Source organism: Kitasatospora sp. NPDC085895 (assembly GCF_040702125.1).
Taxonomy (GTDB): domain Bacteria; phylum Actinomycetota; class Actinomycetes; order Streptomycetales; family Streptomycetaceae; genus Kitasatospora; species Kitasatospora arboriphila.
In genome coordinates this window covers 113,219-134,257 of the sequence record NZ_JBFBJY010000012.1, presented here as the reverse complement: position 1 = coordinate 134,257, position 21,039 = coordinate 113,219, and the positions used below count along the sequence as shown (strand labels likewise).

The window sequence follows — 21,039 nt, the reverse complement described above, 5'->3', positions numbered from 1 at the left end:
CCACGGCTCGCTCGGTCGGGGGTTGCATGGTGCAGGGGTCGGTGATCCGTACCATAGGTCAACACCACGGCCCGCCGGGAACGAAGGATCACAGCGCAACCGTTTCCGGTCCGGGCCGGTCCTATGTGCCGGGGCCCCGTTGCGCGGGCGCCACCGCGACCGGCGTCACGAGTCGAACGAGGGAGCGCAGTGGAGTTGGCCCCGACCGGGCGCACCGGCAGCACCAGCAGCACCGAGCGCCTCGCCCTGACCGGCGCACCGCCGCCCGCACCGGCCGGCGGCGCGCTGTGGGCGCTCGGGGCGTCCTGGGTGGTCACCCGGGTGCTGATCGTGCTGATGGCCGTCGGTGTGCTGCGGATCTCGGGCACCGACGTGAGCTCCGACGTCTCGGTGATCTACCACGGCTGGTACGAGGTGCTGCGGACGGGCACCTTCCCGCTGGACGACGTGACCTGGCAGTACCCGCCGGGGGCGGCGCTGGTGATCCTGCTGCCGGGCGTGCTGCCCTGGTCCTACCTGGTCTCCTTCTTCGTGCTGTGCGGCGTCTTCGACGCGCTGACGGTGGGCGCGCTGATGCGGGTCGGCACCCGGCGGGGCCGCAGCTTCAGCGGGGCCTGGATGTGGGTGGCGGGGGTGCCGCTGCTCGGTCCGACGGTCTACTGCCGGTACGACGTCATCGTCACCGCGCTCGCGGTGGGCGGTCTGCTGCTGGTGCTGCGCCGGCCGGCCCTGGGCGGGTTCCTGCTGGGGCTGGGCGGGCTGGTGAAGGTGTGGCCGGTGCTGGCGCTGGCGGGCACCCCGCGCGGGCGGCGCACGCGCCGGGCGTGGACGGCGGCGGCCGCGACGGCGGCCTCCCTGGGCTTCCTGCTGACCGCGGGGATGAACGGCGCCTTCGAGTTCCTGAAGTTCCAGAAGGAGCGCGGGATCGAGGTGGAGTCGCTGGGCGCGCTGCCGCTGCACTTCGCCAAGCTGTTCGGCGCCTGGGACGGCCAGGTGACGATGAACTACGGTTCGCTGGAGATGCTCGGCCCGTGGGTGCCGGTGGTCTCCAAGGTGTGCGTCGCGGGCACGCTGCTGGGCTTCGGCTGGCTGCTGCTGTGGCGGCTGCGGGCGGTGCGCTGGCAGCCGTCGACGCCGTACGACGCGGCGCTGGCGGCGCTGCTGGTGTTCACCGTGACCAGCCGGGTGATCAGCCCGCAGTACCTGGTGTGGCTGGTCGGCCTGGCCGCGGTCTGCCTGACGGTGCGCGGCACCCGGCAGAAGCCGGTGGCGGTGCTGATCCTGGCGGCGACGGTGCTGACCACCGTCGAGTTCCCGATCCTGTTCGGCGCCGTGCAGCACAGCGAGCCGTGGGGCGTGGCCGTGCTCACCGCCCGGAACCTGCTGCTGCTGGCGGCCACGGTGCTGTCCTGCCGCCGGCTGTGGCGCTCCACCCGCGGTCCGGACGCCCAGGCCACCCTGGTGCTGCCGCCGGAGCCCCCCGTGAAGGGCTACCCGGTGCGCCCGGGCATCGCGTACGAGCAGGCGCTGCTGGACGACCTGGACCGCCCCGTGGGCCGTCCGGCGACCACCTCCTGACCGCACCCCCTGCTGCAAGTTCCTGAAAGACCTTGCAGGCCGGCCCGCGCGGCTGGCAGCATCGTCCGCTGTCAGCCGATGCCGCCCGTGGAGGTTCCGCATGCCCGACGACCCCGACCTCGACGTCCTGGTGGTGGGCGGTGCGGGCGTGGACACCATCGTCCGGGTCGACCGGCTGGAGATCCCCGCGGCGTCCGACGGGCTCGGGGTGCCCCCGGTGCACGACTACGCGGGCCACACCGGCAGCGGGGTCGCGCTCGGCTGCCACCGGCTGGGCCTGCGCACCTCCTTCCTCGACTTCCTCGGCGACGACCCGCAGGGCGAGCTGGTGCGGGCCGCCTTCCGCCGCGCGGGCCTGGACTTCCACCACCTGGTCTCCCCCGCGGGCACCCCGCGCGGGGTGAACCTGGTGGACGCCGACGGGCTGCGGTTCTCCTTCTACGACGGCCGGCACCCGGCCGACCTGCGGCTGCCCGCCGCCTTCTACCTGCCGTTCCTGGAGCGGGCCCGGCACGTCCACCTGTCGATCACCAACGTCAACCGGGACATGCACCCGGACATCGAGCGGCTCGGCGCCACCAGCTCCACCGACCTGCACGCCTGGGACGGCGAGAACGAGCACCACCGGCACTACGCGCTCCGCTCCGACCTGGTCTTCCTCTCGGCCGCGGGCTGCCCCGGGCGGCACGAGGAGGTGATGCGCTCGGTGCTGGACGGGGGCCGGGCGCGGCTGGTGGTCGCGACCGCGGGCGCGGCCGGCAGCTACCTGCTGGAGCGCGGGAGCGACACCGTCCGGCACGTGCCGGCGGTCGACCCCGGGGTGCCGGTGGTGGACAGCAACGGCGCCGGCGACGCCTTCGTCAGCGGCTTCCTCGCCGGCTGGCTGGCGGGCCGGCCGGTGGACGCGTGCATGCTGGCGGGCTCGGTGGCCGGCGCCCACGCCTGCACCGCGGCGGGCACCCACAGCGCCCTGATCGACGGCGAGGGGCTCGCCGCGGGCCTGGCGGCCGCTCAGCGGCGCAGCTGACGCACCAGCTCGGCCGACCAGGCCTTGGTGAAGGCGGGCAGGTCCAGACCGAGCTCGGCCTGGAGGACGCCGTCCAGCCGGGCGGGGTCGCCCATCGCGCCGACCGCCCGGTAGAGCGCGACGAGGCGCTGCGGTCCGAAGCGGTGCGCGACCGTCTCGCAGGCGAGCCAGGCCTGCTCGTAGGCCTGGGCGATGCCGGCGGCGCCGGCGGCGAAGTCGGCGTCGGCCGGCAGGGCGGTAGGCACCCGGCCCGCGGCGACGTCGCGGGCGAGCTCCGGCGCGATCTGGCGGGCGGTGCGGCCGGCGCCGCGGTAGCCGGTGTAGTCGGCGACGCCCTCCGAGAGCCAGAGCGGCGTCCAGCTGCGGGTGGCCGCGCGGGTGGCGACGTGGGTGGCCTCGTGGGTGATCACGACCTGCCGGCCGAGGTCGCTGAGGCCGCGGAAGGCCTCCGGGTTGACCATGATCCGGTCGGCGGGGGTGGCGGCGGGCTCGCCGCCGGCCGCGACGGTGACGGCGGCGATGCCTTGGTAGGAGCCGGCGGCGACGTCGAGCATCCGGGCGAACTGCGGCTCGGTGGCCGGGGTGAGGACGAGCAGCCGGCCGGGCCACTCCCGGCCCCACAGCTCGGAGACGGCGGGCACCGCCTTGTCGGCGACGGCGACCAGCCCGGCGAGCTCCTCGGCGGTGCCGAGGCCGAGCACCAGGCAGTGCTCGCCCTGGGCCGCCCGGACCTCGCCGAGGTCCCAGAGGGCGGCGCTGCCGTCCGGCTCGTCCGCGGAGAGCAGCCAGCCGGCCGGGCCCCGGTCGAAGGTGAGCCGCCGGGAGAGCACCGCGGGGTGCTGGTCGACGCCGCGCAGCCGGTGGGCGAGGCCGGCGGTGACGATGATCCGCCCGTCGGCGTCCGGTTCGGTGACGCCGCTGATCCGGTACTCGACGGCGGAGAAGGGCACGGCGGCGGCCCGGACGGCGGCCTGCTCCTGTGCGGCCCGCGCCGCGGGGGCCGTCCCGGCGAGCAGGGCGGACCGGTCGGCGCGCAGCAGGGCGCGGGCGCGGGTGGCGAGCAGGTCCTCGACGCGGGCCCGGACGCCGGCGCTCGGCGCGCCCTGCGGGTACAGGCCGGCCCGGTCCCCGGTGGCGGGCAGGGCGCGGGGCGCGGAGAGCTGGGCGAGGCCGCCGACGGCCAGCAGCAGGGCGGTGCGCCGGGAGATCCGGCCGTCGGCGGGCAGCGCGGACCGGCCCGCCGCGGCGCGCCGGGGCAGGTCGGTGACCAGGGGCTCGGCCTCCCCGCCGGACGGGCCGGGCTGCCGGTGGAAGGCGCTCAGACCCGCACCACCCCGCTGACGGGCATGGCAGCGACGCTCTCGTAGCGGACCCGGGCTCCGGGGTACGGGGCATGCACGACCACGCCGCCGCCGGCGTACATGCCGACGTGGTGCATGTCCTTGTAGAAGATCACCAGGTCTCCCGGTCGCGCCTCGGACAGGCTGACTCGCCTCCCCGCGTGTGCCTGCGCCTGCGAGGTGCGCGGCAGGGTGACTCCGGCCTGCCGCCAGCTCCAGTACATCAGACCGGAGCAGTCGAACGTGGAAGGGCCGGTGGATCCGTAGACGTAGGGCGAGCCGATCCGGCTGATCGCGGCGGCCAGGGCGGCGGCGGCGCGCTCGGAGGAGGGCGGCCGGTCGCCGAGGTCGATCCGGTCGGTGCCGTGCGCTGCGCTGCGGGCCGCGTCGGCGGCGTCGTCCGCGGCCAGCCGGGCGCGTTCGTCGGTGGTGAGGCCGCCGAGCAGCCGCTGGGCGTCGCCGAGCCGGCGCCGGACCTCGTCCTTGTGGTCGGCGAGCGAGCGGCGGACCTCTTCCAGCTCGGCGAGCTTGGCGGTGGCCTCGGCGCGGCGCTGGTCGAGCCGGCGCTGCCGGTCGAGCACCTGGTGCAGGGTGTCGCTCTGCCGGCTGGCGGCCTGGTCGAGGGCGCGGGCGCGGGTGAGGTAGCCGGCCGGGTCGGACTCCAGCATGAGGCGGACGGAGGGGTCGAGCCCGCCGTCGCGGTACTGGGCGGCGGCGACGGTGGCGAGGTCGGTGTAGAGCCCGTTCAGCTCTTCCTGGCCGGTGGCGATCTGGTCCTGCAGCTGGCCGGCCTCGGTCTGCAGGCGCTTCTGGTCCTCCCCCGCGGCGTTCGCGCGCTCGCTGGCCTGCTCGGCCTCCTCGTAGAGCCGGTCGACCTTCGCCCGGACGTCGGCCGTCCGCCGCCCGGGGTCGGCGGGGGCGCCGTGGGCCGCGGTGCCGACGGTGGCGCCGACGGCCGTGGTCGCCGCGGCCGTGAGCACCAGGGCCCGGGCGAGGGTGTGGCCGCCCGGCAGTTGGGGGCGTCGGTGCGCGGACATGCGGCGGCGGCTCCGTTCCTGCGGACGGACGGCCGCCGCCGCCCGGGTCGGGCGGGCGTCCTCGCGGACATCCGGGGGCAGACGTTAGCGAGTCCGGCCGGGCTAGTCCAAACCCTGCCAGCACCGAATATTTGACCTTCAATCGGACATTCTGCCGACGGGGCCGCCGGTGCGGCAACGGCCGCGGGCCCGGCCCCACAGGGGGGCCGGGCCCGCGGGGAGCCGCCGGACGGGCCGTCAGACCCGGACGATCGCCGAGATCGGCATGGCCGTCGCCGAGACGTAGCGGACGACCGCACCGGTGTGCGGCGCGTGGATGACCTGCCCGCCGCCCACGTACATGCCGACGTGGTGCTGGTCGCTGTAGTAGATCACCAGGTCGCCGGGCTTGGCGTTGGCGATGTTGGTGCCGATGTTGGTGCCCGCGCCGGCCTGGGACTGCGAGGTGCGCGGGATCGAGACGCCGGCCTTGCCGTACGCCCACTGCATCAGACCGGAGCAGTCGAAGGTGCTCGGGCCGGTCGCACCGTACACGTACGGGGCGCCCAGCGCGGACTTTACGGCCGCGATCGCCTTGGCGGTGTACGAGCCCGAGGGCACGTCCGCACTGCCGAGGTCGGGACGGGCGGTGTCCCGCGAGGCGCGGTCCGCGGTGGACTTGGCCGCGGAGGCCGCCTTCGCCTCGGCCGCGGCGAGGTCGTCCTTCTCCTTCTGGGTGAGGGTGTTCAGCAGGGCGCTGGCCTTGGCCAGCTTGTCCTGGAACTCCTCCTTCTTGGCCTTCAGCGCGCGGGTGCTGGTGTCCAGCTCGGCGAGCTTGTGCTCGGCCTCGGCCTTCTGGCCGTCCAGCTTGGCCTGCTCGGCCTTGAAGGACTTGAGGGTGTCGGCCTGGGTGGCGCTCATCCGGCTGACCGCGCCGGCCTGGCCCAGGAACTCGCCCGGGTTGCTGGAGAGCATCAGCTGGACGGTCGGCGAGATGCCGCCGTCGCGGTACTGCTGGGCCGCGACCTCGGCGAGGCGGCCCTGGACGCCACTGACCTCCGCCTGCTGGCGCGCGACCTGGTCCTGCAGCTGGGTGACCTGCTTCTGCAGGTCCTGCTGCTTCTGCTCGGCCGCGAGGTAGGCCTCGTTGGAGGCCTCGGCCTGCTCGTTGAGCTGGTCGACCTGGGCCGCGACCTGCTCCTTGGTGGGGGTCGGGTCCGCGTGCGCGCCGGTCTGCGAGGAGAGGGCCACCGCAGTGGCGGCTGCCGCAGTCAGGATCGAGGCGCGGGTACGGCCGACGGGCTTGGGACGACGATGGGACGCCACGAAGGCGGACTCCTTCTTCCTCACACCGCCTACCGGGTGAGCTGACGGGTTCGGGCCGGAAGCATTGCCCTACGACGCCTCACGCCCGCACCCGCCCGTCCGCGGTCCGACCGCGGCCCGGCCGGCGCGGCCGACCTGACGCCGATTCACCCCGGGGGAAACGTGGTTCCCCGGCTCCGTTCGACAGCACCCCCGCAGGGGCTCCCCGTGGACGGTCGGGACCGTCCTGCTGCGTCGCGGACTCGGCGGCGACCACCGCCGTCGCCCGGGTTGGGCGAACCACTGTGCGGTGATCCGTGGGGATGACCCTAGTAACCGATCCGTGATCCGTTCAAATCCTTGTCAGAAAAACGACGGGGAAATGTTGTCGCGAAAATGTGATTGCGACCGCCGGTGACCGGCGATCCACGCTCGGCTGACGCGATGTCACCCGTCGGCGGACAAAACGCGACGCCCGGGCGTGTCGGAGATCACACGGTGATCACGACGCGCCCGGGCGTGTCATGCGGCATCAGAAACGCCGCAGGTGAGGCTTATGTCCGAATTGCTACCGGAGGGTCAGACGCGGCGGATCGTCTTGATCGGCAGGGTGTCGGCGTCCATCACCTTCACCACGTCGCCGGTGTGCGGCGCGTGCACGACGAGGCCGTTGCCGATGTACATGCCGACGTGGTGGGCGTCCGAGTAGTAGATGACGAGGTCACCCGGCTGGGCGTCGGCCAAGGAGGGTACCCGGGCGCCGACGCTCGCCTGCGACTGCGAGGTGCGCGGCAGCGACACGCCGGCCTTGGCGTACGCCCAGACCATCAGACCGGAGCAGTCGAAGGAGTTCGGGCCGGTGGCGCCCCAGACGTACGGGGTGCCGCGCTTGCCCATCGCCGCGGCGACCGCGGTGGCCGCGTAGCCGGAGGCCGGCGGCAGGCTGCCCAGGTCGTAGCGGCTGTCGCCGCGCGAGGCGCGGTCGGTGCCGAGGACCGCGGCGCGCTCGGCGGCGGTCAGCGTGCTCAGCAGGCTCTGGGCCTCGGAGAGCTTCTTCTGGACCTCCGACTTGGCGTCGTTCAGGACCTGGGTGGAGCGGTCCAGCTCGGACAGGATGGCGGCGGCCTCCTGCTTCTGCTGGTCCAGCCGGCGCTGCTGGTCCCGCAGGCCCTTCAGCGTCGAGGCCTGGGTGTCGGTGGCCTGCTCGTTGCTGGACGCCTTCGCGAGGTAGTTGTCCGGGTTCGAGGAGAGCATCAGCGCGACCGTCGGGTCGACGCCGCCGGTGCGGTACTCGTCGGCCGCGACCGCGGACAGGCCCGACGCCACCTGGGAGAGCTGCTCCTGGCTGCGGGCGATCTGGTCCTGCAGCTGGTCGGCCTGCTTGCGGAGCTGGTCGGCCCGCTCCTTGGCGCCGTTGTACTTCTCGGCCGCCTGCTCCTGCTCCTCGAGCAGCTTGTCGACCTGGACCTTCACCTCGTCCTTGCTCGGCTTCGCCGGCGCGGCGTGCGCGGCGGCCTGGGCCGACAGGGCGACCGCGGTCGCGGCGGCAGCGGTGAGCACGGTGACCCGTGCGCGGCTCGGCTGCTTGGGACGGCGGTGGGAGGCCAAGGGACTAGCTCCTTCTTCCTGCTGGACTCACCCGATCGGGTGGACGTCCGGAAAATAGGTTTGACGCCAGACCCTAGTGAAGATCCGCCTCCTGCGCCACTCCCGTGCCGGGCGAACTTGGCGCGGAACGCTGGATTTCACCACCCCGACACAACCCCGCCACCCGGCCCTCCACCTGGGCCGACGGCCCGTCAGGGCCGGGCGAGCCGGTTGAGCAGCAGGATCGACGCGACCGGGCGTGCACCGGCCTTCCGTACGCCGTCCGCGACCTCCCGATCCGTGGAGACCACCACGACCGGCCGGCCCTGCGGCTCGGCCCGCACCAGGCGGCGGATCAGCTCGTCCGCGGTCTCCCCGGTGCGGCTGAAGCGCACCCGGACCCCGCGCGGCGGCGCCATGATCACCGGGACGTCGAGGTCCTGTCCGTCGAAGACGCAGGTGACCTCGGCCTGGGTGCGCTGCGCGAGCATCGCCAGACCGCCCAGCAGCCGCATCCGCTGCTGCTCCAGCGGCAGCGTCGGGTACCCGGTCTTGGTCACGTTGTAGCCGTCGACGACCAGGTGCACCTGAGGGATCGCCAGCAACTGGTCGAGCAGTGCGGGGTCGTCCTCCGCCAGACCGCGGCGCGCCACGTCGTGCGGGTTGGCCGAGCCCGGCTCGACCGCCTCCACCAGGTCGGCCGGGCGCAGCTGCGCCACCGGCAGCGCCAGCTCGCGCTGCAGGCCCTGCGCCGACTGCAGCACCGTGTCGAGCAGCAGCCGCAGCCGCATGTCCTCCACGCTGCGGCCCTCGCGCGCCGACCGCCGGCCGGCCTCGGCGGCCGTCTCCAGCTCGGTGATCCGGTGCCGCAGCCGCCGGGCCTCGCCGTCCGCCGCACTGCGCTCGGCGGCCGCGGCGGCCCGCGCCGCCTCCAGCTCGGTCGCCAGCTTGCGGGCCTCGGCCTGCGCCCGCCGGGTGTCGCTCTCCAGGCTCCGGACGCGCTTGCGCAGCGACTCCGCCTCCCGGCGGACGCCCTCCGACTCGGCTCGGTGCCGGTCCAGGTCCGCGCGGGCGGCGGCGCGCACCTCCGTCAGTTCGGCCTGCAGCTTCTCCACCACCCGGGCGGCCTCGGCGGCGGCGCCCTCGGCGTCCGCCCGCTCGACCTCGTCGCCAGCCTCGACCACCAGCCGGCTCCAGCCGGCCGGGCGCAGCAGGTAGGCGGCGGCGGCCACGTCCATCGGGTCGGCGGCGGCCGGCACCGCGCCGGACTCCAGCGCCTTCACCAGGTCGGGCTGGCCGAGCCGCAGCCGATCGGCTATCCGGACGCGGAAGACCGGCTCCGCGTCCAGCGCCGCGGCCAGCGCGGTCGCCGCGTACTTGGCGCGCCGGGCCGGGGTGAACTTGGCGTACGGGCGCAGTCCCGCGGGCAGTTCGCCGGGCGGGATGGCGCCGAGCGCGTCGGCGGCGATGCCCACGACCCGGCGGCGGACCCCTTCGGGCAACGGCCGGTCCAACTGCTCGGACGGTGCGTCCCCGGCCGCGGGCTCCTGCCCGGCCCCGGCGGCGTCCGGCAGCTCCGCGTCCGCGGCGGGCTGCTGCCCCTGCGGCTCGGCCGGCCCGCTCGCTGCGTCCACCACGTCCTCGGCTCCGATTCTGGTCCCCGGGCCCGCGCGGCCGGTGGCCGCTGCCCTCGAAATGCACCGCTCTGTGCAATTGTCCCGTCTACCGTGCCCCGCCGGGCACCGTGCCACACACCCCGGCGGCGCCAGGGGCTCCACCGGGGTGTGTCGGAAGCGCGAGGCTCAGGCCTTCGGCTCGTCCTCGGCCGGCTGCTCGGCGGCGTCGGCGCCGGGGCGGGCCACCAGTTCCACCTGGTCGACCGCGTTGCACCAGCGGCAGCGGACCGACTCCAGGGTCTCGCTGAGCACCTCGGTCTCCTCCACCTTGGACTCGCCGCCGAGGTCGAAGTGCAGGTACTCCACCACCCGGGCCGAGCGCGTCACGTCGAAGCGGGTGAGGTTCCCGCAGAGCGTGCAGCGCCAGCGGGTCTCGGCGGTGGGGGCGGCGATGGTCATCGGAGGTCCTCTCGGATGGTCCGGGTCCGGTCCTCCAAGCCTATTGCCTGCGGCTCTTCCGGCGGTCACCGGTCCTGAAGGGCGGACAGGTCACCCGCTTGCAGCACCGGGCGGTGTCACCGCGGGTGCACCGAGGAATGCTCGCTGTCATGGCCGTCCCCGCCCCCGTCCCCGCCCCCGTGCGCGCAACGGCGGGCCGGGACGCCGCCGCGCCGGCGCGCACGCCGGTCGTCACCTACGCGCTGATCGCGCTGAGCGCCCTCGTCCTGCTGGCCGGCCCGAGCTTCGGCCTCAATCCGCGGTACGGCACCGGCAACGCCCGCGTCTGCGCGGAGCAGCGCTTCGAGCAGCACTGGGGGGCCGTCCCCGCGGAGCTGCTCGCCAACCGGCCGCTGGACGCCGGCCGGCTGGCGGCGCTGCCCCCGGCGGTGCCGGGCTGCACCGTCCCTCCCACCCCGCACAAGATCCCCTTCCTGTCGGTGCTCAGCTCGCTGTTCGTCCACGCGGGCTGGCTGCACCTGGTGGGCAACCTGCTCTTCCTCTACGTCTTCGGCCCGGACGTGGAGGAGCGCCTCGGACGGCTGCGCTTCCTCCTCTTCTATCTGGGCATCGGCTACCTGGCGACGTACGGCTGGGCACTGGCGGAGTCGGACTCCACGGAGTCGGTGCGGGCGCTGGTCGGCGCCTCGGGGGCGATCGCCGGGGTGCTCGGCGGGTACCTGCGGTGCTATCCGCGGGCCCGGGTCACCGCGCTGGTGCCGGTGCTGTTCTTCCTGCCGCTGCGGTTCCCGGCCTGGCTGGTGCTCGGCCTGTGGTTCGCCCTGCAGTGGTGGCCGGTGGGCCCGGCGGTGCCGGGCGTGGCCTACCTGGTGCACGTGATCGGCTTCAGCGCGGGGTGGCTGCTCGCGCGCCCGGTGCGGCCCCGGACAGGGCAGACGCGCCGCCTGACGGCGGATACGCTGGGCGGAACCCCACACACAGGAGCCGAAGAGTGATCACCGCGATCGTCCTCATCAAGACCAGCGTCGACCGGATCCCCGAGATCGCCGAGGCGATCGCCGCGATCGAGGGCGTCAGCGAGGTCTACTCGGTGACCGGCAGCTACGACCTGGTGGCGATGGTCCGCGTCCGGCAGCACGAGGACCTCGCCGAGGTGATCCCCGGTCAGGTCAACAAGGTCCCGGGCGTCGAGCACACCGAGACCCAGATCGCCTTCCGCACCTACTCCCAGCACGACCTGGAAGCCGCCTTCGCCCTCGGCCTCGACGAGTAGGTGCACCCCCCACGCGCCCCTGAGTGCGCACCCCGAACGTCTCAGGCCGCGCGGTCGGTGTCCGCGACGCAGCGGCCGCCCTCGTTGCGGTAGGACCAGCGGGCGCCGTCGGTGACGAGCTCGCGGACGGCGGCCAGGAAGCGGTCCACGTGCTCCTCCGGGGTGCCCGCGCCGAAGCTGACCCGGATCGCGTTGAGGCTCCGCTCCCCCGGCAGCGACGGCTCCGGCGCGCCGCACGCGGACGGCGCCGCCTCCTCCCCGCCGAGCAGCGTCCGCACCAGCGGGTGCGCGCAGAACAGGCCGTCGCGGACGCCGATGCCGTACTCGGCGGAGAGCGCCGCCGAGAAGTGCGAGCTGTTCCAGCCGCGGACGACGAAGGAGAGCACGCCCACCCGGGCGGACCGCTCGCCGAACAGGTTGAGCACCCTGACCTCGGGGATCCCGGCCAGCCCGGCGGTGAGCCGCTCGACGAGCGCCTGCTCGCGGGCCTCCAGGGCGTCGAACCCGGCCTCGGTGAGCGCCCGGCAGGCGGAGGCGATGGCGTAGGCGCCGATCACGTTGGGCGAGCCCGCCTCGTGGCGGGCCGGGCCGGTGTGCCACTCGACGGCCACCGAGCCGTCGGCCTCCCGGGCGACGGTGCGGCTGGCGCCGCCGCCCGCCAGGTAGGGCTCGGCGGCGTCAAGCCAGTCGCTGCGGCCGGCGAGCACCCCGGCGCCGAACGGCGCGTAGAGCTTGTGGCCGGAGAACGCGACCCAGTCGACGTCGAGTTCACGGACCGACAGGCGGTGGTGCGGGGCGAGCTGGGCGGCGTCCAGCACCACCCGGGCGCCGTGCCGGTGGGCGGTCCCGGTGAGTTCGGCGATCGGCCACAGTTCGCCGGTGACGTTGGAGGCGCCGGTGACGCACAGCAGGCGCGGGCCGTCCGGGGATCCGGCGGCGAGGGCGGCGTCCAGGGCGGCGACGGCCTCGGCGTGCGAGCGCGGGGCGCGCAGGTACTCGACCGTCAGACCGGCGTGGCGCCAGGGCAGCAGGGAGGCGTGGTGCTCGGTCTCGAAGGCGAACACCCGGGTGCCGGCGGGGAGGGCCCCGGCGAGCAGGTTGAGCGAGTCGGTGGTGGCGCGGGTGAACACCACCTGGTCGCCCTCGCGCAGGTCGAGGAAGTCGGCGACGGTGCGGCGGCTCTGCTCGAACAGGTCGGTGGAGAGCTGCGAGAGGTAGCCGGCGCCGCGGTGGACGCTGCCGTAGTAGGGGGCGTAGGCGGCGACGTCGTCCCAGACCCGCTGCAGGGCGGGGGCGCTGGCGGCGTAGTCGAGTGCGGCGTAGCCGACCTTCTCACCGGTGGCGAGCGGCACCCGGACGTCGTGGCCGAGGACGGCGAGCGGGGCGCAGAGGTCGGTGGAAAGCGACATGAGGATGCACTCCTTCACGGGGTGGGGACCCCGGGGATGCATCGCCGGAAGTCCGCGCTTGCCACGCGGACGGTTCTCCGCACGGCCCGGTCCTCACCCAGGGCACCCCGCCACGGACGGAGGGTTGCCGGACAGCAAGCTGGGGCTTGACGCTGCCACTCATGACCTGCGCAGGACTCTAGGTGACCGCTGTGCGACGGGTCAAGCACGACGGGGCGCGCGGGGGACCGGCCCTCGGCCGGATGCCCCCGTGCGCCCCGTGCGGCTCGCCGGCGGCCCGCTACTTGTTCGTCGCCTCGGCCCAGCGCTTGAGCGTCGCCTCCGCCGCGCCGGAGTCGACGGCCGCGGCCGCCCGCTCGATCCCTGCGGCGAGCTGCTCGGCGAGCGGTGCGTCGGTGAGGTCGAGCACCGCCAGCGCGGCGGCCGTGTTGAGCAGGACGGCGTCCCGCACCGGGCCGCGCTCACCGGCGAACAGCCGCCGTGCGACGGCCGCGTTGTGCTCGGCGTCGGCCCCGCGGAGGGCCTCGATCCCGGCCAGTTCGATCCCGACGTCCCGCGGGTCGAAGTCCGTCTCGGTGACGGTGCCGTCCTTGACGATCCACACGTGCGAGGTGGTGCAGACGGTCAGTTCGTCCAGGCCGTCGTCGCCGCGGAAGACCAGTGCGGTGGCGCCGCGCCGGGCGAAGACGCCGGCGATCAGTCCGGCGAGCCGGGTGTCGAAGCAGCCGACGGCGTGCGAGGTGACCCGGGCCGGGTTGGTCAGCGGGCCGAGGATGTTGAAGGCGGTGGGCACGCCGAGCCCGGCCCGCGCGGTCGCCGCGTGCCGCATCGCGGGGTGGAACTTCGCCGCGAAGCAGAAGGTCAGGCCGACCTCCTCGGCCACCTCGGCGACCCGCCGGGCGCCGAGGTCGAGGCTGATGCCGAGCTTCTGCAGCACGTCGGAGGAGCCGGACGCGGAGGAGGAGGCCCGGTTGCCGTGCTTGACGACCTTGGCGCCGGCCGCGGCCGCGACGATCGCCGACATGGTGGAGATGTTGACGGTCTTCGCGCGGTCGCCGCCGGTGCCGACGATGTCCACGGCCGGGCCGGGGATGTGCAGCGGCTCGGCGTGCGCGTACATCGCGTCGACCAGGCCGGCGATCTCCTCGACCGTCTCGCCCTTGGCGCGCAGCGCGACCATGAAGCCGGCGACCTGCACGGGCGAGGCCTCGCCGCTCATGATCTGGTCCATCGCCCAGGCGGTGTCCGCCTCCGCGAGGTCCTCGCCGCGCAACAGTGCCGTCAGGACGTCGGGCCAGGTGCGGACCACCTGCACGGGGTCCTTGCCGCCGTTCGCAGGGTTCACGTTCACCATGGCCGACTCCAGCTCTCATCGGTAGTGCGCCGATACAAGGGACGGAGTCAGCCTAGCGAGCGGCGGCGGGCGGCCGTGCCGATCCCGCCGCCCCTTCTCTCCTGGTGAGACGGGTGGTGCCGGAGGCCCGGTCAGCGGCGGGCGGGCGTCCGCTTGGCGATCCGGGCGCGGAGCAGGGTGGCGGCGGCCTCGGCGAGGGCGACCGGGTCGACCGGCTGCGCGATGGCGGCGTCGGCGCGGCTCCAGGCGGCGAGCCAGGAGTCCTGCGGCCGGCCGATCAGGACGAGCACCGGCGGGCAGCCGTAGATCTCGTCCTTGAGCTGGCGGGTGAGGCCGAGGCCGCCGGCGGGGACGGCCTCGCCGTCCAGCACGCAGAGGTCCACGCCGCCGCGCTCCAGGGCGCGGAGCACCGCCGGGGTGGTGGCGCACTCCAGGTACTCGACGGCGGGCAGGTCCGCGGCGGGCCGGCGGCCCAGGGCCAGGGTGACCTGCTCGCGGGTGTTGCGGTCGTCGCTGTAGACGAGAACGGTGAGCGTCTCGTCGGTCGTGTGCGCCATGGGCCCTGCTCCCGGGTGCTCGTCCTCTTATATGTGCCGCTCCGAACGGCCCAGTGTGACCCGGACCACGTTCACCTCCGGATGCTACTCCGGCGGGGCCCTCCCGGTGAGTCCCTGACGCGATCTCCCTCAAGCCGCCGCGCCCGAATCTCACCCGCGCGGGGTACTCCGCCTCGCCCACCCCGAACAACCGTCAGAAAACGGACACCCGGGCGGAGCAGCGCCGGACGTCCGCGCAGGCCAGCGCCAGGGGGGCGTACCGCACGCACCGGACACTCCGAGGAGCACCCCCCGGCGTGAAGACGGAATAAGGGACCGACATAATGTCCGTCGTGGCGACAGCAACAGCAACAGAAACCGGACACGCGCACGGAGCGGTCAACAGGCCGAACCTGGTCAGCGTCGGAACCATCGTCTGGCTGAGCTCCGAGCTGATGTTCTTCGCGGCCCTGTTCGCGATGTACTTCACGCTCCGCTCGGTCATGGGATCGGAGTTCTGGACGGAGAAGGCGGACGCCCTCAACGTGCCGTTCTCCTCGGTGAACACCACGATCCTGGTGCTCTCCTCCCTCACCTGCCAGCTCGGCGTGTTCGCCGCCGAGCGCGGTGACGTGAAGAAGCTCCGCTCGTGGTTCACGATCACCTTCGTGATGGGCGCGATCTTCATCGGCGGCCAGATCTTCGAGTACACCGAGCTGGTCAAGGTGGACGGCCTGTCGCTGTCCTCCGACCCGTACGGCACGGTGTTCTACCTGACCACCGGCTTCCACGGCCTGCACGTGACGGGTGGTCTGATCGCCTTCCTGCTGGTCCTGGGGCGGACGTACGCCGCCAGGCGGTTCACGCACGAGCAGGCCACCGCCGCGATCGTGGTGTCGTACTACTGGCACTTCGTCGACGTCGTGTGGATCGGCCTGTTCGCGACCATCTACCTGATCAAGTAAAGGCTGATCAGGTCGCTGGCCGCCGGCCGGAGAGCACCCGCCCCGCGCGGGAGCCCCGCCGACCAGTCCGCCCCGACCCGGGTACCGGCCCCGAGCAGACCGGTCCCACGGGCGCAGCCACCCAGCCGACCAGATCCTGACACCGGGGTTAATCCGTGAAAAAGCTCTCCGCACGACGGCGCCACCCACTGGCGGCGCTGGTCGTCCTACTTCTCGCCCTGGCGGCCACCGGGGGGCTGTACGCCGCGTTCGCGCCCGCCGAGAAGGCGCAGGCCGACACCTCCGCGCAGTCGCTCGCGATCGAAGAGGGCAAGAAGCTCTTCGCCGTGGGCTGCTCCTCCTGCCACGGCCTCGACGGCCAGGGCAGCTCCGACGGCCCGAGCCTGGTGGGCGTGGGTTCCGCCGCGGTCGACTTCCAGGTCGGCACCGGTCGCATGCCGGCCCAGCAGAGCGGCGCCCAGGTGCCCTCCAAGAAGGTCGTCTACTCCCAGGCGCAGATCGACCAGCTGGCCGCCTACGTGGCCTCGCTCGGCCCCGGCCCGGTCGCTCCGACCAAGGAGCAGTACACCTCGACGAACCCGAACGACGTGGCCAAGGGCGGCGAGCTCTTCCGGACCAACTGCGCCCAGTGCCACAACTTCGCGGGCAAGGGCGGTGCCCTGACGAAGGGCAAGTACGCCCCGACGCTGGAGAACACCTCCCCGAAGCACATCTACGAGGCCATGCAGACCGGCCCGCAGAACATGCCGTCGTTCCCCGACACCACCATGCCGGAGGAGCAGAAGAAGCAGATCGTGGCCTTCGTCAGCCACACCAACGACGAGCCCAGCCCCGGCGGCCTGTCCCTGGGCAGCCTCGGTCCGGTGACCGAGGGCCTGTTCGGCTGGATCTTCGCCCTCGGTGCGCTCATCGTGACCGCGATCTGGGTCGCCGCCCACACCACCAAGGCCAAGAAGTCATGAGCCACGAGATGTCTGACGAGAAGCTGCCGGAGTCGCACGGCTCCGAAGGGCACGAGGTCGCCGTCCACGGCGACCCGTTCGCCGACCCCGGTCTGCCGGCCCACGAGCCGCGCCGGACCGACATCGACGAGCGCGCCGCCAAGCGCGCGGAGCGGCAGGTCTCCCTGCTGTTCATCGTCTCGATGCTCGCCACCGTGGGCTTCATCGCCTCGTACGTGGCCATCGACATCGACAAGATCGTCTACATCTTCCCGCTGGGCCACGTCAGCGCGCTGAACTTCGCGCTCGGCATGACCCTCGGTGTGGCGCTCTTCTGCATCGGCGCGGGCGCCGTCCACTGGGCGCGCACCCTGATGTCGGACCACGAGATCCCGGCCGAGCGCCACCCGATCGAGGCCGACGACGAGCTGCGTGCCGACGTCATCGAGCAGTTCAGGACGGGCGCCGCGGAGTCCGGCTTCGGCCGCCGCAAGATGCTCCGCAACACCCTGATCGGCTCGATGGCCCTGGTGCCGCTGTCCGGCGTGGTGCTGCTGCGCGACCTGGGCCCGCTGCCCGAGGACAAGCTGGCGCACACCGGCTGGGAGGTGGCCACCCCGGCCAAGCCCCTCAAGCTGATCAACATGAACACCAACGAGCCGATGAAGCCCGAGGACATCGTCACCGGCTCGCTGACCTTCGCCAAGCCCGAGGGCCTGGAGGAGGACCAGGAGTTCTTCCAGGAGCAGATCGCCAAGGACGCCCTGATGATCATCCGGATCGCTCCGGAGGACCTGAAGGACCAGAAGTCCGCGGACCTCGGCTTCGAGGGCATCCTGGCCTACTCGAAGATCTGCACCCACGTCGGCTGCCCGATCAGCCTGTACGAGCAGCAGACCCACCACGCGCTCTGCCCCTGCCACCAGTCGACCTTCGACCTGGCGGACGGCGCGCGCGTCATCTTCGGCCCGGCCGGCCACCCGCTGCCGCAGCTGAAGATCACCACTGACGAGAAGGGCTTCCTGGTCGCCACCGGCGACTTCCAGGAGCCCGTCGGCCCGAGCTACTGGGAGCGGCCGTGAGCACCGCGAGCAACGCCAACTCCGGCGCATCCAAGCCGGCCAGCACCCGTGCCAAGCCTGCGAACAAGTTCGAGGCGGCCGCTGACTGGACGGACGGACGGCTGGGTATCTACACCCTCGCCAAGTCCAACCTGCGCAAGATCTTCCCGGACCACTGGTCCTTCATGCTGGGCGAGATCTGCCTCTACACCTTCATCATCATCATCCTGACCGGCGTCTACCTGACGCTGTTCTTCAAGCCGAGCATGGCCGAGACCGTCTACCACGGTTCGTACGCCCCGCTCAACGGCATCCGGATGTCCGAGGCGTACGCCTCGACCATGGACATCAGCTTCGAGGTGCGCGGCGGTCTGCTGATCCGCCAGATCCACCACTGGGCGGCGATCGTCTTCGTCGCCGCGATGCTGGTGCACATGATGCGCGTCTTCTTCACCGGCGCGTTCCGCAAGCCGCGCGAGATCAACTGGCTCTTCGGCGCCGGTCTGCTCTTCCTCGGCATGTTCGACGGCTTCATGGGCTACTCGCTCCCGGACGACCTGCTGTCCGGTACCGGTATCCGCTTCATGGAGGGCGCGATCCTGGCGGTGCCGCTGGTCGGCACGTACCTGCAGTTCTTCCTGTACGGCGGTCAGTTCCCCGGCACCGACATCGTGCCGCGGTTCTTCACCATCCACGTGCTGCTGATCCCGGGCATCATGCTGGGCCTGCTGGTGGCCCACCTGATCCTGGTCTTCTACCACAAGCACACCCAGTTCGCGGGCCCCGGCCGCACCGAGAAGAACGTCGTCGGCATGCCGCTGATGCCGGTCTACATGGCCAAGGCCGGTGGCTTCTTCTTCCTGGTGTTCGGCGTCATCGCGGCCGCCTCGGCGATCGCGACCGTCAACCCGATCTGGGCGTACGGCCCGTACCGCCCCGACCAGGTGTCCACCGACGCCCAGCCGGACTGGTACATGGGCTTCTCCGAGGGCCTGATCCGCGTCATGCCGGGCTGGGAGATCCGCGCCTGGGGCCACACCCTGAACCTGGGCGTGTTCATCCCGCTGATGGTCTTCCCGCTGGTCCTGATGGCCATCTGGGTCTACCCGTTCATCGAGGCCTGGGTCACCGGCGACAAGCGCGAGCACCACATCGCCGACCGCCCGCGCAACGCCCCGGTCCGCACCGGCTTCGGCGCGGCCTGGATCAGCCTGTACGTGCTGCTGCTCATCGGCGGTGGCAACGACCTGCTGGCGACGCACCTGCACCTGTCGATCAACTCGATCACCTACTTCGTCCGTGTCGGCTTCTTCGTCGTCCCGGTGCTGACCTTCTTCATCACCAAGCGGTGGTGCCTGGGTCTGCAGCGCCGCGACAAGGACAAGGTGCTGCACGGCCGCGAGAGCGGCATCATCAAGCGCCTGCCGCACGGTGAGTTCGTCGAGATCCACGAGCAGCTGCCGCAGGACAAGCTGTACAAGCTCACCGCGCACGAGCAGCCGCAGCCGCTGGAGCTGCCGGCCGAGGTCGACGAGAACGGCGTGGCCCGCAAGGCCGGCCGGATCGCGAAGACCCGCGCCAAGCTCTCCGAGGCCTTCTACGGCGAGGGCGGCCAGATCGCCAAGCCGACCGCCGAGGAGCACCACGAGATCACCAGCGGCCACGGCCACCACTGATCCCGTAGAGATCGCCACAGCCCGAGGGCCCCTGCCGAACCGGCAGGGGCCCTCGGCCTTTCCGCACCCGGGCCGGACCCGGGCCGGACCCGGGCCGGCCCTGCCGGGCCCTGCCACAATGGGCCCGTGCAGCTGACCATCGATCACACCGCCGCCACTCCCCCGTACGAGCAGGTGCGGAGCCAGATCGCGGAGCGCGCCCGCAGCGGCGAGCTGCCCGTGGGCCTGAAGCTCCCCACCGTCCGGGCGCTGGCCGAGGAGCTGGGGCTGGCGGCGAACACCGTCGCCCGCGCCTACCGCGAGCTGGAGGCCGACGGGGTGGTGGAGACCCACGGCCGGCGCGGCACCACGATCGCCGCCACCGGGGACAGCGCCCACCGGCTGGCCGCCGCCGCGGCCGCCGAGTTCGCGGAGCGGGTGCACCGCCTGGGCCTCGGCCGCGACGAGGCCCTGGCGGCCGCTCACACGGCCCTGCAGGCGGTCTACCGCGGCTGAGGCCCAGAGGGGTGTCAGGGCTGGGGCTGCATGTCCCCGGAGGCCTGGACGGCCGTGTCGGCGCTGCCCGCGGTGGAGACCCGGGCACCCGTCGCCGAGTGCTTCACGTAGTCCGTCCAGCTGATGTTCCAGTCGCCGTAGCCGTTGCCGAACGGCTCCATCTCGTGGCCGAGGCTGTTGACGACCTGGACGATGTCGCCGACCCGGGTGTTGTCGAAGAACCACTTGGCGTTCTCCGTGCTCATCCCGGTGCAGCCGTGGCTGACGTTGGCCTTGCCCTGGGAGCCGACCGACCAGGGGGCGGCGTGCACGTACTCGCCGCTCCAGGTCACCCGGGTGGCCCATTCCACCTGCAGGTCGTAGGAGTCGGCGCTGCCGGCGGCGATGCCGATGGTCTCGCCGCTCATCCGGACGCTGGCCTCCTGGCCGAGGACCACCTTGATGCCGTTGCGGGTGTCGAAGCCCGGCTTGCCGGTGGTGACCGGGATCGTGCGGACCACCTCGCCGTTGCGGCGGTACGTCAGCTCGTGGGTGGCGGCGTCCACGACGGCCTCCACGCGGTCCCCGGTGCGGAAGGAGAGGCTGCTCGGCTCGCCGCCGTACAGGCCGTCGGACACCGCGGCGCCGGTGAGGTCGAAGGAGAGCTTCACCGTGGCGTTGGCCGGCCAGTACTGCTCGGGGCGGAAGTGCAGGTTGCTGTCGTCCACCCAGTACCAGGCGCCGGTCACGGCGGGCTGGGAGGTGACGGTGAGGCCCTGTTCGACCTCGCGGCGGGCCGCCGGGTCCTTGACCGGGGCGGAGAGCTTCACCGTGAGCGGCTGGCCGACGCCGTAGACGCCGCTGCCGGAGGAGTCCGGGCCGAGCTGGGCGGTGAGCAGGTTCTGCGCGGCGAGCGTGCTGAACGCCGTGGTGGTCTCGCCGCGGCCGCCCTTGCCGTCGTCGGCGGCTATTCGGGCGGTGTAGGCGGTGCCCGCCCGCAGCCGCCCGGTGGTGTGCCAGCTGCGCCCGTCGTCGGCCAGCTCACCGGCCACCAGCCGGCCGTCCGGGCCCGAGACGGTGACGTCCGTGAGGGTGCTGCCCGGTTGGGCGGTCACCGTGAAGGGCTTGGCGGGGTCCACCCGCTCCCCGGCCGAGGTCCGCACCAGCGGTGCGGCGTCGACGGTGCGGGTGACCGGTCCGACGGACCGGTCCTGGCTTCCGGACGAGCAGGCCGCGATCGGGGCCAGCAGGATGAGGGCCGTTATGCCGGCCTTGCCGTGTGCGAGTCTCCGACAACCGTTCACCGGTGCCTCCGAGGTCTCCCGACGATGTACCAGAGCCTAGGAACGGCGGGGAGCCGTCAGCACCCCGGGAGGCGGCCCGGTTGGACCGGGCGGGTGAGACGGCGACGGAGCGTGAGTG

19 protein-coding genes and 2 riboswitches are annotated in these 21,039 nt (G+C 73.1%); of the genes, 9 read left to right on the top strand and 10 right to left on the bottom strand.

What is annotated here, in order from left to right:
- Positions 1 to 189 precede the first annotated feature (189 nt).
- Both AB0442_RS10830 and AB0442_RS10825 read left to right on the top strand, forming a co-directional pair.
- Positions 190 to 1,578, top strand: a complete 1,389-nt coding sequence (locus AB0442_RS10830) for a glycosyltransferase 87 family protein (protein ID WP_344628132.1) — start codon at positions 190 to 192, stop codon at positions 1,576 to 1,578.
- 100 nt (positions 1,579 to 1,678) lie between these two features.
- Entirely contained in the window at positions 1,679 to 2,605 is a 927-nt protein-coding gene (locus AB0442_RS10825) for a PfkB family carbohydrate kinase (protein ID WP_366162098.1), read from the top strand.
- Here the strand turns inward: AB0442_RS10825 and AB0442_RS10820 are convergent.
- From AB0442_RS10820 to AB0442_RS10795, 6 genes are all read right to left on the bottom strand, one after another.
- Positions 2,590 to 3,555 (bottom strand): hypothetical protein, encoded by a 966-nt coding sequence (locus AB0442_RS10820; RefSeq protein WP_366162096.1) that lies wholly within the window; start codon positions 3,553 to 3,555, stop codon positions 2,590 to 2,592. The genes AB0442_RS10825 and AB0442_RS10820 overlap by 16 nt on opposite strands.
- Before the next feature lie 368 nt (positions 3,556 to 3,923).
- On the bottom strand, positions 3,924 to 4,982 hold the full coding sequence (locus AB0442_RS10815; RefSeq protein ID WP_366162095.1) for a C40 family peptidase: 1,059 nt from the start codon (positions 4,980 to 4,982) through the stop codon (positions 3,924 to 3,926).
- Positions 4,983 to 5,219: 237 nt separating this feature from the next.
- Positions 5,220 to 6,287 (bottom strand): NlpC/P60 family protein, encoded by a 1,068-nt coding sequence (locus tag AB0442_RS10810; protein WP_363546558.1) that lies wholly within the window; start codon positions 6,285 to 6,287, stop codon positions 5,220 to 5,222.
- Between the two features lie 10 nt (positions 6,288 to 6,297).
- Positions 6,298 to 6,486: riboswitch (cyclic di-AMP (ydaO/yuaA leader) on the bottom strand.
- 359 nt (positions 6,487 to 6,845) lie between these two features.
- The gene (locus AB0442_RS10805) at positions 6,846 to 7,874 is read right to left on the bottom strand and encodes an NlpC/P60 family protein (RefSeq protein WP_344626715.1); all 1,029 of its coding nucleotides are present in this window, start codon (positions 7,872 to 7,874) and stop codon (positions 6,846 to 6,848) included.
- Between the two features lie 191 nt (positions 7,875 to 8,065).
- Positions 8,066 to 9,427 (bottom strand): NYN domain-containing protein, encoded by a 1,362-nt coding sequence (locus AB0442_RS10800; protein ID WP_344626720.1) that lies wholly within the window; start codon positions 9,425 to 9,427, stop codon positions 8,066 to 8,068.
- A 228-nt stretch (positions 9,428 to 9,655) separates the two neighbouring features.
- Positions 9,656 to 9,928 (bottom strand): hypothetical protein, encoded by a 273-nt coding sequence (locus tag AB0442_RS10795; RefSeq protein ID WP_363546561.1) that lies wholly within the window; start codon positions 9,926 to 9,928, stop codon positions 9,656 to 9,658.
- Positions 9,929 to 10,077: 149 nt separating this feature from the next.
- Here AB0442_RS10795 and AB0442_RS10790 point away from each other — a divergent pair, with 149 nt between their 5' ends.
- Positions 10,078 to 10,923 (top strand): rhomboid family intramembrane serine protease, encoded by an 846-nt coding sequence (locus tag AB0442_RS10790; protein WP_363546563.1) that lies wholly within the window; start codon positions 10,078 to 10,080, stop codon positions 10,921 to 10,923.
- A complete protein-coding gene (locus AB0442_RS10785; protein ID WP_030262969.1) occupies positions 10,920 to 11,201 on the top strand; it encodes an Lrp/AsnC ligand binding domain-containing protein in 282 nt (93 codons plus the stop codon). The genes AB0442_RS10790 and AB0442_RS10785 overlap by 4 nt, the downstream gene beginning before the upstream one ends.
- 41 nt (positions 11,202 to 11,242) lie before the next feature.
- On the opposite strand, the gene AB0442_RS10780 is transcribed toward AB0442_RS10785, so the two are convergent.
- From AB0442_RS10780 to AB0442_RS10770, 3 genes are all read right to left on the bottom strand, one after another.
- Entirely contained in the window at positions 11,243 to 12,610 is a 1,368-nt protein-coding gene (locus AB0442_RS10780; protein ID WP_366162092.1) for an aminotransferase class V-fold PLP-dependent enzyme, read from the bottom strand.
- A gap of 49 nt (positions 12,611 to 12,659) precedes the next feature.
- Positions 12,660 to 12,777, bottom strand: a riboswitch (SAM riboswitch).
- A 113-nt stretch (positions 12,778 to 12,890) separates the two neighbouring features.
- Positions 12,891 to 13,964 carry an anthranilate phosphoribosyltransferase gene (gene trpD / locus AB0442_RS10775; protein WP_363546568.1) on the bottom strand — a complete coding sequence of 358 codons (1,074 nt, stop codon included), beginning with the start codon at positions 13,962 to 13,964 and terminating at the stop codon, positions 12,891 to 12,893.
- Positions 13,965 to 14,095: 131 nt separating this feature from the next.
- Positions 14,096 to 14,521 (bottom strand): hypothetical protein, encoded by a 426-nt coding sequence (locus tag AB0442_RS10770; RefSeq protein ID WP_366162091.1) that lies wholly within the window; start codon positions 14,519 to 14,521, stop codon positions 14,096 to 14,098.
- A gap of 323 nt (positions 14,522 to 14,844) precedes the next feature.
- Between AB0442_RS10770 and AB0442_RS10765 the strand changes: the two genes are divergently transcribed.
- The 5 genes from AB0442_RS10765 to AB0442_RS10745 all read left to right on the top strand — a co-directional run bounded on the left by AB0442_RS10765 (position 14,845) and on the right by AB0442_RS10745 (position 19,638).
- Positions 14,845 to 15,465 carry a heme-copper oxidase subunit III gene (locus tag AB0442_RS10765; protein ID WP_030262982.1) on the top strand — a complete coding sequence of 207 codons (621 nt, stop codon included), beginning with the start codon at positions 14,845 to 14,847 and terminating at the stop codon, positions 15,463 to 15,465.
- 155 nt (positions 15,466 to 15,620) lie between these two features.
- On the top strand, positions 15,621 to 16,427 hold the full coding sequence (locus AB0442_RS10760; protein ID WP_366162089.1) for a c-type cytochrome: 807 nt from the start codon (positions 15,621 to 15,623) through the stop codon (positions 16,425 to 16,427).
- 8 nt (positions 16,428 to 16,435) lie between these two features.
- A complete protein-coding gene (locus tag AB0442_RS10755) occupies positions 16,436 to 17,488 on the top strand; it encodes a Rieske 2Fe-2S domain-containing protein (RefSeq protein ID WP_366162088.1) in 1,053 nt (350 codons plus the stop codon).
- Positions 17,485 to 19,143, top strand: coding sequence for a cytochrome bc complex cytochrome b subunit (locus tag AB0442_RS10750; protein WP_366162086.1), 1,659 nt, complete (start codon positions 17,485 to 17,487; stop codon positions 19,141 to 19,143). The genes AB0442_RS10755 and AB0442_RS10750 overlap by 4 nt, the downstream gene beginning before the upstream one ends.
- A 126-nt stretch (positions 19,144 to 19,269) precedes the next feature.
- Positions 19,270 to 19,638, top strand: coding sequence for a GntR family transcriptional regulator (locus AB0442_RS10745; RefSeq protein ID WP_344626706.1), 369 nt, complete (start codon positions 19,270 to 19,272; stop codon positions 19,636 to 19,638).
- Positions 19,639 to 19,652: 14 nt separating this feature from the next.
- On the opposite strand, the gene AB0442_RS10740 is transcribed toward AB0442_RS10745, so the two are convergent.
- Positions 19,653 to 20,921 carry an Ig-like domain-containing protein gene (locus AB0442_RS10740; RefSeq protein WP_366162085.1) on the bottom strand — a complete coding sequence of 423 codons (1,269 nt, stop codon included), beginning with the start codon at positions 20,919 to 20,921 and terminating at the stop codon, positions 19,653 to 19,655.
- Positions 20,922 to 21,039: the final 118 nt, after the last annotated feature.

What these genes read in the sequence shown, in the direction of transcription:
- AB0442_RS10825 (WP_366162098.1), top strand. Translation starts at nt 1,679, where the DNA reads ATGCCCGACGACCCCGACCTCGACGTCCTGGTGGTGGGCGGTGCGGGC.
- AB0442_RS10755 (WP_366162088.1), top strand. Translation starts at nt 16,436, where the DNA reads ATGTCTGACGAGAAGCTGCCGGAGTCGCACGGCTCCGAAGGGCACGAG.
- AB0442_RS10795 (WP_363546561.1), bottom strand. Translation starts at nt 9,928, where the DNA reads ATGACCATCGCCGCCCCCACCGCCGAGACCCGCTGGCGCTGCACGCTC.
- AB0442_RS10790 (WP_363546563.1), top strand. Translation starts at nt 10,078, where the DNA reads ATGGCCGTCCCCGCCCCCGTCCCCGCCCCCGTGCGCGCAACGGCGGGC.
- AB0442_RS10770 (WP_366162091.1), bottom strand. Translation starts at nt 14,521, where the DNA reads ATGGCGCACACGACCGACGAGACGCTCACCGTTCTCGTCTACAGCGAC.
- AB0442_RS10780 (WP_366162092.1), bottom strand. Translation starts at nt 12,610, where the DNA reads ATGTCGCTTTCCACCGACCTCTGCGCCCCGCTCGCCGTCCTCGGCCAC.
- AB0442_RS10815 (WP_366162095.1), bottom strand. Translation starts at nt 4,982, where the DNA reads ATGTCCGCGCACCGACGCCCCCAACTGCCGGGCGGCCACACCCTCGCC.
- trpD (WP_363546568.1), bottom strand. Translation starts at nt 13,964, where the DNA reads ATGGTGAACGTGAACCCTGCGAACGGCGGCAAGGACCCCGTGCAGGTG.
- AB0442_RS10765 (WP_030262982.1), top strand. Translation starts at nt 14,845, where the DNA reads ATGTCCGTCGTGGCGACAGCAACAGCAACAGAAACCGGACACGCGCAC.